Genomic DNA, 13270 nt, shown 5'->3' with positions numbered 1-13270 from the left:
AATGAACCAGTCGTTGAGTTCCTGACGGGCGCCATATCCCGAATTTACTAGGCTGGTGATGCGTATTGTACAAACTAACTAGGTGGTACAAATTAGCGAAAACCCGAAAAGACAGCCCGCTTGCACGGGCGCACACTAGCGCCACATTCCGATGTCTTCGGGGCGGCGCCGATCGTGGTCCGCCCCTGTTTCAGGAGCAGAAACACGATGAGCAAGCACAAGGTGCTCGTGCTGAACGGCCCGAACCTGAATTTGTTGGGCACACGCGAGCCCCATATCTACGGCGCGGAAACGCTCGCCGATGTCGAGCAGCGCTGCCGTACGGCGGGCGAGGCGCTCGGGCTGGAAATCGACTTCCGCCAGTCGAACGCCGAGCACCAGCTGATCGACTGGCTGCATGCCGCGCGTCATGACACGCACGGCATCGTGATCAACCCGGCCGCCTATACGCATACGTCGGTGGCGCTGGCCGATGCGCTTTCCGCGATCGCGAAGCCGGTGATCGAAGTGCATATCTCGAACGTGCATCGCCGCGAGGCGTTCCGGCACCATTCCTATGTGTCGGCGCTCGCCGAAGCCGTGATCTGCGGCTGCGGCACCGAAGGCTACGTGTTCGCGCTGCAGCGTCTGGCGACGCTGTTCGCGCAGGGAGCCGCGCGATGAGCCGCCCGTCGTTTCTGATCGGCCTGATCGGCCAGGGCATCGGCGGCTCGCTGTCGCCCGCGATGCACGAGGAAGAAGGCTTCCGCCAGGGGTTCGGCTATGTCTACCGGCGCATCGATCTCGACGTGCTGGGCGTGACCGTCGACGCGCTGCCGCAACTGCTCGACGCCGCGCAGCGGATGGGCTTCAACGGGCTGAACATCACGCATCCGTGCAAGCAGCGCGTAATCGAGCACCTCGATGAATTGTCGGACGATGCGCGCGCGCTCGGCGCGGTGAACACCGTGCTGTTCAAGGACGGCAAGCGGATCGGCCACAACACCGACTGGTCGGGTTTCGCGAAATCGTTCCGCCGCGGGTTGCCCGGCGCGTCGCTCGAACGCGTCGTCCAGCTCGGCGCGGGCGGCGCGGGCGCGGCCGTGGCGCACGCAGCGCTGCAGATGGGCGCGGCCGAACTGACGATTTTCGATGTCGACGGTACGCGCGCCGCCGCGCTCGCCGCCGAGCTGCAGCAGCGCTTCCCGGCGGCCCGCGTCGTGCAGGGCGACGATCTCGCGGCCTCGATGCGCGCCGCGACGGGCCTGATCCACTGCACGCCCACCGGCATGGCCAAGCATCCGGGCCTGCCGCTGCCGGCCGAACTGCTCCACGCGGGCATGTGGGTGGCCGACATCGTGTACTTCCCGCTCGAAACCGAACTGATCCACGCGGCGCGCGCGGCCGGTTGCGCCACGTTGCCGGGCGGCGGGATGGCCGTCTACCAGGCGGTCGACGCGTTCGAGATCTTCACCGGACGCACGCCCGACGCCGAGCGGATGTTCGAACACTTTCAGTCGCTCGTCGCGCGCTGACCCCTTCCATAAAGAGAGACCAGGAGACGACCATGCAGCACACCACCCACACGAGCGCCGCGCCGGCGCAGGCGTCCGGCACCGTCCGGCGCACTTCGGCGCGCTACAAGATTCTCGCGCTGCTCGCGATCGGCACGATGATCAACTATCTCGACCGCACCGTGCTGGGGGTGGCTGCGCCTCAGCTCACCAAGGAGCTCGGCATCAACGCGGCCGTGATGGGCATCATGTTTTCCGCATTTTCGTGGACGTATGTCGCGATGCAGGTTCCCGGCGGCCTGTTCCTCGACCGCTTCGGCAGCAAGATCACCTATTACTGGTCGATGACGCTGTGGTCGTTGTGCACGTTCCTGCAAGGCTTCGTGCCGGGCGTCGCGACGCTGCTCGCGTGCCGGCTCGGCCTCGGGGTGACGGAAGCGCCGTGCTTCCCGACCAACAGCCGCGTCGTCGCGACGTGGTTCCCGCAGAACGAGCGTGCGATGGCGACGGGGACCTACACCGTCGGCGAGTACATCGGCCTCGCGTTCTTCAGCCCGGTGCTGTTCGCGCTGATGGGGGCGTTCGGCTGGCGCTCGCTGTTCTGGGTCGTCGGCGCGGTGGGTATCGTGTTCGGCCTGGTCTGGTGGAAGTTCTATCACGAGCCGCGCAACCATCCGGGTGCGAATTCGGAGGAGCTGGCCTATATCGAGGCGGGCGGCGGTCTCGTACACGGTGCGCGCAAGAGCGGCGACAAGGGCGACAAGCCAGCGCAGGCCAAGTTCAGCTGGTCGATGGTCGGCAAACTGGTGAAGAAGCGCCAGCTCGCGGGCATCTGCCTCGGCCAGTTCGCCGGCAACTCGACGCTCGTGTTCTTCCTGACCTGGTTCCCGACCTACCTCGCCACCGAACGCCACATGGGCTGGCTGAAGATCGGCTTCTTCGCGGTGATGCCGTTCATCGCCGCGTCGGTCGGCGTGATGTTCGGCGGGATCTTCTCCGACTGGCTGCTGCGTCGCGGCAAGTCCGCGAACCTCGCGCGCAAGCTGCCGATCATCGCGGGCCTGCTGCTCGCATCGACGATCATTCTCGCGAACTACGTGCAGAGCAACGAAGCCGTGATCGCGATCATGTCGGTCGCATTCTTCGCGCAGGGGATGGCTGCACTCGGCTGGACGCTCGTGTCGGACATCGCGCCGGACGGCCTGCTCGGCGTCACGGGCGGCATCTTCAACTTCGCGGCGAACCTGGCGGGCATCGTCACGCCGCTCGTGGTCGGCTTCATCGTCGCGTCGACCGGCTCGTTCGTCGGCGCGCTCGTGTTCATCGGCGTGATCGCGCTGGTCGGTGCGGCGTCGTACATCTTCGTGGTCGGCGACATCAAGCGGATCGAGCTGTAAGCACCGGCTCCACGCAGATCCTGTGCGTTAGCCCGGCAGCCGCAAGGCCGCCGGGCTTAATAGGATGGTCAGCCCGATCCTCACTCAGTGGACTACGCTGAGTGAGGATTTTGTCCTTCTGGAGGGCCATCATGGACACGGTATCGCTGATCGGAATCGATCTCGGCAAGCACTGCTTCCACCTGCATGGACAGGATGCGTCAGGCAGGATGGCGTTCCGTAAAAAGCTCACGCGTAGCCAGATGTTCACGCTGCTGGGCAATTTTCCGCGTTGCATTGTGGTCATGGAGGCCTGCGCCGGTGCTCACTGGATCGCACGTCGACTTCAAGCGCTGGGCCATGAGGCCAAGCTGATTTCTCCGCAATTCGTCAAACCGTTCCGGCAAGGCAACAAGAACGATTTCGCGGACGCCCAGGCGATCTGCGAAGCAGCCGCTCGTTCGAGCATGCGTTTCGTGAGCCCGCACAACGAAGCCCAGCAGATCGTTTCAGCCTTGCACCGTGTGCGCGAGCGGCTGGTGCGTGACCGCACCGGCACGATCAATCAGATTCATGCGTTTCTGTTGGAGTTCGGTATCAGCTTGCCGCGCGGCATGGCAGTGATCCGGCGACTGCCTGCCGTGCTCGAGGCAGAATCGTTGCCGCCGAGGCTGGTGGTCGTGCTCGAACGTTTGCAGGCGCACTTCAAGTATCTGGACGAGCAGATCCACCAGCTCGAACGTGAGTTGCTTACCCAGCTACACGAGGATGAACGCAGCGAACGACTGCTCGAGATTCCTGGCATTGGCCCGATGACCGCCAGCGTGTTGATGTCAGAGTTGGGCGATGCCCAGCAATATGGCTCAGCAAGGCAGTTTGCAGCTTCGGTCGGTCTGGTGCCGCGGCAGTACAGCACCGGCGGCAAACCAACGCTACTGGGCATCAGCAAGCGTGGCGACAAGGAACTGCGACGGCTGCTGGTGCAATGTGCGCGGGCCATCATGCAGCGCATCGAGCACCGCACGGATGCATTGGGCGTCTGGATTCGCAGCCTGTTGGCGCGACGACACTCGAACGTGGTGGCCTGTGCCCTGGCCAACAAACTGGCGAGGATCGCCTGGGCCATCCTCGCCAAAGGGACACACTACCGGAGCATCGAGGCTGTTCCCTCAGTCTGACGCTTCCTATCGCTTACGGCTTCAGTTTCAGTAGTCACCTCTGGTTTTGCGACGCGAGATACGTGAAGGCATAAACGACTCAACGGCCGGGCAAGTAACCTGACACAAAAAACAGCACCTCAATGCTGTGGGCTTTTTGAGGTTTGCCCGGCGCGGCTCCCATCATGGGGCGGGATCTTTCCCATCCGCGACCCCGGATAGATTCGAGCAAGTCCACTTTAGGTCAACACTGCCTCGCTTGCAAAAATCGGGCTGACCATAGATTTTTGCGTGGTACGGCGCTTATGCGCGCTGCACTGCGATGCCGAGCGATTCGACCGCCTGCGCAATGGCCGCTACCGCGCGGCGGATATCGTTCGAGTCGATCGCGCCGATGCAGCCGACACGGAACGTCTCGAGCTGCGTGAGCTTGCCCGGATACAGGATGAAGCCCGCGTCGCGCACCGCGTCGTAGAAGCGGCGGAAATCGTAGGCCGGGTGGTCGGGCGCGTGGAACGTGACGATCACCGGCGCCTGCACGCTCGGATCGAGGAACGGCGTGAAGCCGAGCGCGTGCATCGACTCGACCAGCGTCCGGCAGTTGTCCACATAGCGCGCGCCGCGCGCCGGCTGGCCGCCTTCGGCGAGGTACTGATCGAGTGCGGCGCGCAGCGCGGCGATCACGTGCGTCGGCGGCGTGAAGCGCCACTGGCCCGTCTTGCGCAGGTACGCATATTGATCGTGCAGATCGAGCGCGAGCGACGGCGAGTTGCCTTCGCTCGCGTCGAGCGCGTCGCGCCGCACGATCGCGAACCCCATCCCCGGCACGCCTTCCAGGCATTTGCCGCTCGCCGAGATCAGCGCATCGATGCCGCTGCCGGCCAGCGTGATCGGCAGCGCGCCGAACGAGCTCATTGCGTCGACGATCAGCCGCTTGCCGTGGCGCCGGCACACGGCGGCGATGTCGTCGAGCGGGTTCAGGATGCCGGCGCTCGTCTCCAGATGCACCTGCGCGACATGCGTGATGCGCGGCTCGCGTGCGAACGCGGCTTCGAGCGCGGCCGGATCGACGGCCGCGTCCTCGCCGAACGGCAAGGCGATCGCTTCGATACCGAGCCGGCCGAGGATCTTCAGGATGCGCGCGCAGTACGCGCCGTTGTCGGGCACCAGCACGACGCCGTCACGCGGCACCAGCGTGCCGAGCGCGGCTTCGACCGAGAACGTGCCGCTGCCCTGCATCGGCACGCACACGTACTCGTCGCCGCCGTGCGCGATCGCGACGAGATCCGCGCAGACGCTGGCCGTCAGTTGATTGAACGCGGCATCCCACGAGCCCCAGTCGTGTTGCATTGCGTGGCGGGTTGTGGCGGACGTGGTGAGCGGGCCAGGCGTAAGAAGAATCGGATCGGACATGGTTTTCCTCTGCAAAGATCGGAAGAAACGCCGGGCGGCATTTCTGAATGACTTGCATGATATTGGCAAAATGTGTCATTTTTTGGAAATTGCCGCATTCGTCACGGGTTTGTCATCGAACGCTGTGATCCTTCGCTTGCCGCGCGAAACCTAACCTCGGCGCGGTAGCGAGGCGGGCCGTCGATCGGCCTTGCCCGGAGATAACAGGAGAGCCGGATCGTGCCCCGGCCATTTGGTGTTCCGCCTACGGAGAAGTCAGATGACACTGCAGAAACCCTCGCGCGCCGCTGCCGGCGCGTTCCGCAAGCTTGCGCTGGCCGCCAGCGTCGCCGGCCTGATGGGCGCCGCGCTGCCCGCACATGCGGCGAACGCGGTCGTGCTGTATACGGCAGACGGCCTCGAGAACCTCTATCGCGATGTGCTGCCGGCTTTCGAGAAGAAGGAAGGCGTCAAGGTCAACATCGTGACGGCGGGCAGCGGTGAAGTCGTCAACCGCGCGAACATCGAGAAGAACTCCCCGAAGGCCGACGTGATCGTCACGCTGCCGCCGTTCATTCAGCAAGCTGGCCAGATGGGCCTGCTGCAGCCGTACCAGAGCGTGAACTACAAGAACGTGCCGGCCATCGCGAAGGCTGAAGACGGCACGTGGGCAACGTTCGTGAACAACTACTTCTCGTTCGCGATCAACCCGGACGTCGTGAAGAGCCAGCCGAAGACGTTCGCCGACCTGCTCGCGCCGGCCTACGCCGGCAAGGTCGCGTACTCGAACCCGGCCACCGCCGGCGACGGGATGGCCGTGCTGATCCTGACGACGTCGCTGATGGGCGAGGACAAGGCGTTCGACTACCTCGCGAAGCTGTCACAGAGCGTGAAGTTCCACACGAAGGGCACGGGCTACCTGAACGTGCTGCTGTCGCGTAACGAAATCAGCGTCGCGAACGGCGACCTGCAGATGGACCTCGACGATGCCGAACACGGCGCGCTGTCCGTCAAGCCGATCTTCCTGGCCGCGAAGGAAGGCGACCAGCCGACCACGTTCCAGCTCCCGTACGGCATCGGCCTGATCAAGAGCGGCCCGAACCAGGACGCCGGCAAGAAGCTGATCGACTACCTGATGTCGACGGACGTGCAGTCGAAGGTGCCTGACATGTACGGCATCCCGGGCCGCACGGACGTGCCGCTGGCCGGCAAGAACGGCGAAGCGGTCAAGAAGGCGATCGCGGGCGTGAAGCTGATCCCGGTCGACTGGACCCAGGTGATGGCGAAGAAGCCGGTGTGGATCGAGCGCTGGAAGAAGGACGTGATCGGCAGCTCGGGCAAGCAGCTCGACGTCGTCAAGCCGAAGTGATCGGCGCACGCCGCCTGTATTTGTGAGCAAGAGGATGAACCCGGTGGAAACCGCCCTGACCCATCCCGGCGCATTCGGCGCCGCCGAACCGCAGGCTACGCTGCGGTCCGGCGCGCCGGGCGGCGTGCAGATCGAACACCTGAGCGTGCGCTACGGCGCACGCACGGTGCTGGAAGATCTGTCGCTGTCGATCGGTGCCGGTGAATTTCTGACCGTGCTCGGCAAGAGCGGCTGCGGCAAGACCACGCTGCTGCGCTTCATCGCCGGGTTCGTGAAGGCCGACGGCCTGACCGGCACGCTGACCGTTGCCGGACGCGACCTGACCTATGCGCCGCCGCACAAGCGCAATCTTGGTCTGCTGTTCCAGAATTACGCGCTGTTCCCGCACCTGACGGTGTTCGAGAACGTCGCATTCGGGCTGCGCGCACGCGGCATGGCGTCGTCGGAAGTGACGCGCCGCGTCGCCGATGCGCTGAAGCTCGTGCAGCTCGGCGATGCGGGCCATCACCTACCCGCGCAACTGTCGGGCGGGATGCAGCAGCGCGTCGCGCTGGCGCGTGCGCTCGTGATCGAGCCGGACGTGCTGCTGCTCGACGAGCCGCTGTCGGCGCTCGACGCCAACCTGCGCGCCTCGGTGCGCAGCGAACTGAAGGCGCTGCACGAGCGCCTGCCGAACCTGACCGTCGTCTGCGTCACGCATGACCGCGACGATGCACTCGTGCTGTCCGATCGCGCGCTGCTGATGCGCGACGGCCACATCGCGCAACTCGGCACGCCGCAGCAGCTGTACGACGCGCCGCAGGACGGCTACGTCGCACGCTATCTCGGCCCGGCGAACCTGCTGCCGCCGCACGTGATCTTCCCGCTCGGCGATCCGCGCCACGAAGTGCGCGGCAAGGTGGCCTGCGTGCGCCCCGAGCGCCTGACCCTGATGCCGCCCGCCGCAGGCGGGCTGCACGGCACGGTGTCGTCGGTCGAATGGCAAGGCGCGGACCTGTCGATCGCGGTCACGATCGATGCGGCGCCCGACGAGCCGGTGCGCGTCACGATGCAACGCGGCCGCGGTGCGGCTCCCGAGCGCGGTGCGCGCGTTTCCCTGCATTGCGAGGCAGACGATGTCGTCCTTATCGAGCCCTGAAGCCGGCCTGCCGCCGCACGTGCTCGCGTCGGCCGCTGCGCACGCTGCCGCCGCGCGGCGCCGCAAGCGCATGGGCGACCTGCACCTGGCCGCGCTCGCGATCGTCCTGCTCGGACCGCTCGTCGTCTATCCGCTGGTGCGGCTCGTGCTGCTGAGCGTGTCGGGCGACCATGGGCTGAGTTTCGCCGCGTACCGCACGTTCTTCGGCAACCCCGATACGCGCAGCGTGCTGCTGACCACACTCGGCGTGCTGTTCGCGAGCGCCGGCACCGCGTCGGTGCTCGGCGTGCTGCTGGCCGCGCTGCTGTTCTTCAAGCCGTTTCCGGGCGCGTCGCTCGTCACGCGTTTCCTGGAACTGTACGTCGCGTTCCCGTCGTTCCTCGTCGCGTTCACGCTGATCTTCCTGTACGGCTCGCAAGGCTCGATCAGCATCGCGTTGCAGCACCTGTTCCATCTCGAGAATCCGCCGCTCGATTTCCTGTTCGGCATCGGCGGCGTGATCCTCGCGCAGACCGTGTTCTATACGCCGTTCGTCGTGCGCCCGACGCTCGCGTCGTTCGCGACGCTCGACCTGCGGCTGATCGAAGCCGCGCGCAGCCTCGGCGCGTCCGGCTGGATGCTGGCACGTCGCGTCGTGCTGCCGATCGCATGGCCGGGCATCGCTGCCGGCACCGTGCTGTGCTTCCTGCTGACGCTGAACGAATTCGGGATTCTGCTCGTGCTCGGCAGCGCGCGGCTCGTGACGCTGCCGGTTGCGATCTACAGCAGCGCGACGGTCGACCTCGACCTGCCGACCGCGTCGGCAGGCGCGGTCGTGATGCTCGCGCTGTCGCTGGCGCTGTATGCGGTTTATCGCTGGGTGAACCGGCGTGCGACGGGAGGGAACGATGTCCGCTGAATTCCGTATCGGGCAAGCCGTGCCGCGCCACCAGATCGGCTGGGGCGACACGGTGCTCAAGCATGCGTCGCGCGCGGCGCTCGCGCTGGCCGCGTTCGCGTGCTTCTGGCTGTTCGTGTTGCCGGTCATCGTCGTCGCGCTGTCGAGCGTGTCGACGCAGTGGTCGGGCACGATTCTGCCGGCCGGCTACAGCCTGCGCTGGTTCGAGCGGCTCGGGTCGCCGGAATACGATGCGCTGCTGACGAGCCTGGAAATCGGCTTCGGCGTGTCGGCGGTCGGCACGATTCTCGGGCTGTGGCTCGCGCTGGCGCTCGAGGGACGTGACCGGCGCGGCCTTGGCGCGGTGGTCGACGCGCTCGTGATGGTGCCGAACGGTGTGCCTAGCGTTGTGCTGGGGCTCGCGGTGCTGATCGCGTATCACCAGAAGCCGGTCGACCTGTCGAGCTCGGCGGCGATCGTCGTGCTCGTGCAGCTCGCGCTGATCTTGCCGTTCTGCTATCGCTGCGCGGCCGCCGCGCTGCGTCCGGAACTGACCGTGCTGCGCGAAGCGGCGGCAAGCCTCGGTGCCCCGCCCGCGATGGTGCTGCACCGCGTGCTGCTGCCGCAGCTCGTGCCGGCGCTGCGCGCGAGCCTCGCGCTCGGTTTCGCGCTGTCGCTCGGTGAGCTCGGCGCGACGCTGACGGTTTATCCGCCCGGCTTCGCCACCGTGCCGATCGTCGTGATCGGCCAGGTGGAGCGCGGGTATTACCTTCCGGCATCGGCACTGTCGCTGCTGATGCTCGGCGCGTCGCTCGCGGCGCTGCTGCTGATCGCTGCGCGCGTGCCGCGCGGCAAGCGGGTGGCATCATGAACGCCGCGTTCGCCTTGCGCCAGCCTGGTGAAGCGTCGGCGGCCGGCGCATCGACGGGGCTCGCGGGACGTTCCGTCGACGTCAACGGCCGGCATTACCGGCTGCCGGTCGAGCCGACCGTCGTCGTCTGCGTCGACGGCTGCGAGTACGACTATCTCGAACGGGCGGTGGCAGCGGGCGTCGCGCCGTTCATCGGCCGGATGATCGCGGAAGGCACGGCCTGGCGCGCCGACTGCGTCGTGCCGACCTTCACCAACCCGAACAACCTGTCGATCGTCTGCGGCGTGCCGCCGGCGGTCCACGGTATCTGCGGCAACTATTTCTGGGATCCGACCGCCGACGGCGGACGCGGCGCCGAAGTCATGATGAACGACCCGGCCTACCTGCGGGCCGGCACGCTGCTCGCGGCGGCGGCCGACGCCGGTGCGCGGGTCGCCGTCGTGACGGCGAAGGACAAGCTGCGCCGGCTGCTCGGCTGGCAACTGAACGGCATCTGCTTTTCGGCCGAGAAGGCCGCGCAGGCGAATCTCGCGGAAAACGGGATCGTCGACGTGCTCGACTGGGTCGGCCTGCCGTCGCCGGACGTCTACAGCGCGGCGTTGTCCGAATTCGTGTTCGCGGCCGGCGTGCGGCTTGCGCAGACGCGCCAGGTCGACCTGATGTACCTGTCGACCACCGATTACGTACAGCACAAGTGCGAGCCGGGGAGTGCCGGCGCGAACGCGTTCTACGCGATGATGGATGGCTACCTTGCGCAGCTCGACGCGCTCGGCTGGGCGATCGGCCTCACGGCCGACCACGGGATGAACGCCAAGCACGATCCCGCGACGGGCCGGCCGAACGTCATCTATCTGCAGGACGCATTCGACGGCTGGTACGGCGCGCAGGCCGCGCGCGTGATCCTGCCGATCACGGATCCGTACGTCGTGCACCACGGCGCGCTTGGCTCGTTTGCGACCGTCTATCTGGCGCCTGGCGTGGACCGCGCCGAGGCGATGTGGCGCGTCGGCGGCCTCGACGGCGTCGAGCTCGTGCTCGACAACGCGGAAGCCGCCGCCCGTTTCGAGCTGCCGGCCGACCGGATCGGCGATCTCGTCGTAATCGGCCGCCGTGACATGACGCTCGGCACGCGCGAGCGCGAACACGATCTATCGGGCCTCACGGTGCCGCTGCGTTCGCATGGCGGCGTGTCGGAGCAGGAAGTGCCGCTGCTGTTCAATCGCCGTATCGAGCCGGCCGATCCCGCGCGTCGCCCGCGCAACTTCGACGTGTTCGATTTCGTGCTGAACCGGGTCGCGACATGATGGCTCATCCCCGACACGATCACCCGGCGTTTCGTGCAGAGGCGCTGCGCTGGTGCGGCACGCGCGCGACGCGGGAACGCACGCTCGACGTCATGGACCCTTACACGGGCACGCGCGTCGGGACGGTGCCGCTGGCGAGCGTCGACGATGTGCGCGCGGCATTCGACTATGCGATGGCGTACCGGCCGAAGCTCACGCGGTACGAGCGTTCGCAGATCCTCGAGCGTGCGGCCGCGCTGCTGCGCGAGCGCACCGAGGAAGCGTCCGACCTGATCACGCTCGAATCGGGGCTGTCGAAACAGGACTCGCGCTACGAGATCGGCCGCGTGGCCGACGTGTTGAAGTTTGCGGCGGTCGAGTCGCTGCGCGACGACGCGCAGAGTTTCTCGTGCGACCTGACGCCCCACGGCAAGGCGCGCCGCGTGTTCTCGCAGCGGCAGCCGCTCGACGGTGTGATCGTCGCGATCACGCCGTTCAATCATCCGATGAACCAGGTGGCGCACAAGATCGCGCCGGCGATCGCGACCAACAACCGCGTGATCGTGAAGCCGTCGGAGAAGGTGCCGCTGTCGGCGTTCTACCTGGCCGACCTGCTGTATGAAGCCGGGCTGCCGGAGCCGATGCTGCAGGTGCTGACCGGCGATCCGCGCGAGATCGCGGACGAACTCGTCACGCATCCGCACGCGTCGCTGATTACCTTCACGGGCGGCGTGGCGATCGGCAAGGTGATTGCCGCGCGGGCCGGCTACCGCCGCATCGTGCTGGAACTGGGCGGCAACGATCCGCTGATCGTGCTCGACGATGCCGATCTCGACCGCGCGACGTCGCTGGCGGTGCTCGGGTCGTACCGGAATTCGGGCCAGCGCTGCACGGCCGTCAAGCGGATGCTGGTGCAGCGTTCGATCGCGCCGGCGTTTACCGAGTTGCTCGTCGAGAAGACGCGTGCATGGAAGTACGGCGATCCGTTCGATCCCGCGAACGAAATGGGCACGGTGATCGACGAGGAAGCGGCGCGGCTGTTCGAGGCGCGAGTGGAAGAGGCGGTCGCGCAGGGCGCGCGCTTGTTGACCGGCAATGTGCGGCGCGGCGCGCTGTATGCGCCGACCGTGCTCGACAACGTCGATCCGTCGATGACGCTCGTGCGCGAGGAGACCTTCGGCCCGGTATCGCCGGTGATCACGTTCGACACGATCGACGACGCGATCCGGATCAGCAACGGGACGGCGTTCGGGCTGTCGTCGGGCGTCTGTACCGACAGCACGGCGGCGGTCGTGCGGTTCGTGAACGAGCTGAACGTCGGCACGGTGAATGTATGGGAGGTGCCCGGCTACCGGATCGAGCTGTCGCCGTTCGGCGGGATCAAGGATTCGGGGCTCGGTTACAAGGAAGGCGTTCAGGAGGCGATGAAGAGCTTCACGAACCTGAAGACGTTTTCGCTGCCTTGGGAGTGAATGAATGGCATTGACGGTGGAAGAGATCCACGGGCTGTATCGCGAGCATGGCCATGTGGCCTATAGCGGCGAGCCGGTCACGCAACTCGAGCATGCATTGCAGAGCGGGTTGCTGGCCGAAGAGGCGGGGGCGGACGAAGCGCTGGTCGCGGCGGCATTCCTGCATGACCTCGGGCATCTGCTGAATCGCCAGGGCGAGACGCCGAGCGCGCGCGGGATCGACGATCTGCATCAGTATTACGTGCTGCCGTTCCTGCGGCCGCTGTTCCCCGACGCGGTGCTGGAGCCGATCCGGCTGCACGTCGACGCGAAGCGCTGCCTGTGCCGCACGGACGCCGGCTACTTCGAGAGCCTGTCGCCTGACTCGGTGCGCAGCCTCGCGCTGCAGGGCGGCATCTTCAATGAAGAGGAGGCGGCGGCGTTCCTGCAGCGCCCGTTCGCGCAGGACGCACTGCGGCTGCGCCGCTGGGACGATACGGCGAAGGAAGAAGGCAAGGTGACGCCGGATCTCGATCACTATATGGAGATCGTCGCGCGCCAGGTGCGCGCGGCGGCCTGACGGTTCGGCTGCCTCTATATAAGGCCCCGTACGCGGCAGCGTACGGGGCCTTATATTTTTTGAGAAACCCCTTGCGCAGATCGAAGAGGCTGCCTACAATCACGCCTCTTTCGCGCTAACGGAAACGCAGCGCGGGAGAAGGGAAGCAAGGTAGGCGGTGTGCTGGAGTCTGGAGCGCGCCACTGGCCTGGAAGTTGAACCCCGCAGTCGCAACGATGTAGTGTAAAAAGTTGTTGACGAACTGCGAAACACGGTTCATAATCTCGCTTCTCTGCTGCTGAAA

Annotated in this window: 12 protein-coding genes; 11 read left to right on the top strand and 1 reads right to left on the bottom strand. The window is 66.2% G+C overall.

Annotated elements, in window-relative coordinates:
• Positions 1–207: 207 nt before the first annotated feature.
• From aroQ to CFB40_RS30130, 4 genes are all read left to right on the top strand, one after another.
• A complete protein-coding gene (gene aroQ / locus CFB40_RS30145; RefSeq protein ID WP_089429019.1) occupies positions 208–663 on the top strand; it encodes a type II 3-dehydroquinate dehydratase in 456 nt (151 codons plus the stop codon).
• The gene (locus tag CFB40_RS30140; protein ID WP_089429020.1) at positions 660–1514 is read left to right on the top strand and encodes a shikimate dehydrogenase; all 855 of its coding nucleotides are present in this window, start codon (positions 660–662) and stop codon (positions 1512–1514) included. Before aroQ ends, CFB40_RS30140 begins: the two co-directional genes overlap by 4 nt.
• Positions 1515–1546: 32 nt before the next feature.
• Entirely contained in the window at positions 1547–2890 is a 1344-nt protein-coding gene (locus CFB40_RS30135; RefSeq protein WP_089429021.1) for an MFS transporter, read from the top strand.
• Between the two features lie 131 nt (positions 2891–3021).
• Positions 3022–4047 carry an IS110 family transposase gene (locus CFB40_RS30130; RefSeq protein ID WP_089431894.1) on the top strand — a complete coding sequence of 342 codons (1026 nt, stop codon included), beginning with the start codon at positions 3022–3024 and terminating at the stop codon, positions 4045–4047.
• Positions 4048–4329: 282 nt separating this feature from the next.
• Here the strand turns inward: CFB40_RS30130 and CFB40_RS30125 are convergent, their stop codons facing one another.
• Positions 4330–5439: a 2-aminoethylphosphonate--pyruvate transaminase gene (locus tag CFB40_RS30125; RefSeq protein ID WP_089433359.1), complete on the bottom strand. Its 1110-nt coding sequence runs from the start codon at positions 5437–5439 to the stop codon at positions 4330–4332.
• 259 nt (positions 5440–5698) lie between these two features.
• Here CFB40_RS30125 and phnS point away from each other — a divergent pair, with 259 nt between their 5' ends.
• Genes phnS through CFB40_RS30090 form a run of 7 tightly spaced genes read left to right on the top strand, consistent with a single transcriptional unit; the run spans position 5699 to position 12987 of the window.
• Positions 5699–6787: a 2-aminoethylphosphonate ABC transporter substrate-binding protein gene (gene phnS / locus CFB40_RS30120; RefSeq protein WP_089429023.1), complete on the top strand. Its 1089-nt coding sequence runs from the start codon at positions 5699–5701 to the stop codon at positions 6785–6787.
• A gap of 34 nt (positions 6788–6821) precedes the next feature.
• Positions 6822–7925 carry a 2-aminoethylphosphonate ABC transport system ATP-binding subunit PhnT gene (phnT, locus tag CFB40_RS30115; RefSeq protein ID WP_174974178.1) on the top strand — a complete coding sequence of 368 codons (1104 nt, stop codon included), beginning with the start codon at positions 6822–6824 and terminating at the stop codon, positions 7923–7925.
• A complete protein-coding gene (locus CFB40_RS30110; protein ID WP_089433358.1) occupies positions 7903–8823 on the top strand; it encodes a 2-aminoethylphosphonate ABC transporter permease subunit in 921 nt (306 codons plus the stop codon). Before phnT ends, CFB40_RS30110 begins: the two co-directional genes overlap by 23 nt.
• Positions 8813–9673, top strand: coding sequence for a 2-aminoethylphosphonate ABC transport system, membrane component PhnV (gene phnV / locus CFB40_RS30105; RefSeq protein ID WP_089429024.1), 861 nt, complete (start codon positions 8813–8815; stop codon positions 9671–9673). Before CFB40_RS30110 ends, phnV begins: the two co-directional genes overlap by 11 nt.
• The gene (gene phnA, locus CFB40_RS30100) at positions 9670–10977 is read left to right on the top strand and encodes a phosphonoacetate hydrolase (RefSeq protein ID WP_089433357.1); all 1308 of its coding nucleotides are present in this window, start codon (positions 9670–9672) and stop codon (positions 10975–10977) included. The genes phnV and phnA overlap by 4 nt, the downstream gene beginning before the upstream one ends.
• On the top strand, positions 10974–12428 hold the full coding sequence (gene phnY / locus CFB40_RS30095; protein WP_089433356.1) for a phosphonoacetaldehyde dehydrogenase: 1455 nt from the start codon (positions 10974–10976) through the stop codon (positions 12426–12428). The genes phnA and phnY overlap by 4 nt, the downstream gene beginning before the upstream one ends.
• Before the next feature lie 4 nt (positions 12429–12432).
• Complete coding sequence (locus tag CFB40_RS30090; RefSeq protein ID WP_089433355.1) at positions 12433–12987, top strand: phosphonate degradation HD-domain oxygenase; 555 nt, start codon at positions 12433–12435, stop codon at positions 12985–12987.
• Positions 12988–13270 lie beyond the last annotated feature (283 nt).

The organism is Burkholderia sp. AU31652, assembly GCF_002223155.1.
Lineage (GTDB): Bacteria > Pseudomonadota > Gammaproteobacteria > Burkholderiales > Burkholderiaceae > Burkholderia.
This window is presented reverse-complemented; position numbering and strand designations above follow the sequence as displayed.

Coding starts and splice junctions, on each gene's coding strand:
- aroQ (WP_089429019.1), top strand. CDS start 208: ATGAGCAAGCACAAGGTGCTCGTGCTGAACGGCCCGAACCTGAATTTG.
- CFB40_RS30140 (WP_089429020.1), top strand. CDS start 660: ATGAGCCGCCCGTCGTTTCTGATCGGCCTGATCGGCCAGGGCATCGGC.
- CFB40_RS30135 (WP_089429021.1), top strand. CDS start 1,547: ATGCAGCACACCACCCACACGAGCGCCGCGCCGGCGCAGGCGTCCGGC.
- CFB40_RS30130 (WP_089431894.1), top strand. CDS start 3,022: ATGGACACGGTATCGCTGATCGGAATCGATCTCGGCAAGCACTGCTTC.
- CFB40_RS30125 (WP_089433359.1), bottom strand. CDS start 5,439: ATGTCCGATCCGATTCTTCTTACGCCTGGCCCGCTCACCACGTCCGCC.
- phnS (WP_089429023.1), top strand. CDS start 5,699: ATGACACTGCAGAAACCCTCGCGCGCCGCTGCCGGCGCGTTCCGCAAG.
- phnT (WP_174974178.1), top strand. CDS start 6,822: ATGAACCCGGTGGAAACCGCCCTGACCCATCCCGGCGCATTCGGCGCC.
- CFB40_RS30110 (WP_089433358.1), top strand. CDS start 7,903: ATGTCGTCCTTATCGAGCCCTGAAGCCGGCCTGCCGCCGCACGTGCTC.
- phnV (WP_089429024.1), top strand. CDS start 8,813: ATGTCCGCTGAATTCCGTATCGGGCAAGCCGTGCCGCGCCACCAGATC.
- phnA (WP_089433357.1), top strand. CDS start 9,670: ATGAACGCCGCGTTCGCCTTGCGCCAGCCTGGTGAAGCGTCGGCGGCC.
- phnY (WP_089433356.1), top strand. CDS start 10,974: ATGATGGCTCATCCCCGACACGATCACCCGGCGTTTCGTGCAGAGGCG.
- CFB40_RS30090 (WP_089433355.1), top strand. CDS start 12,433: ATGGCATTGACGGTGGAAGAGATCCACGGGCTGTATCGCGAGCATGGC.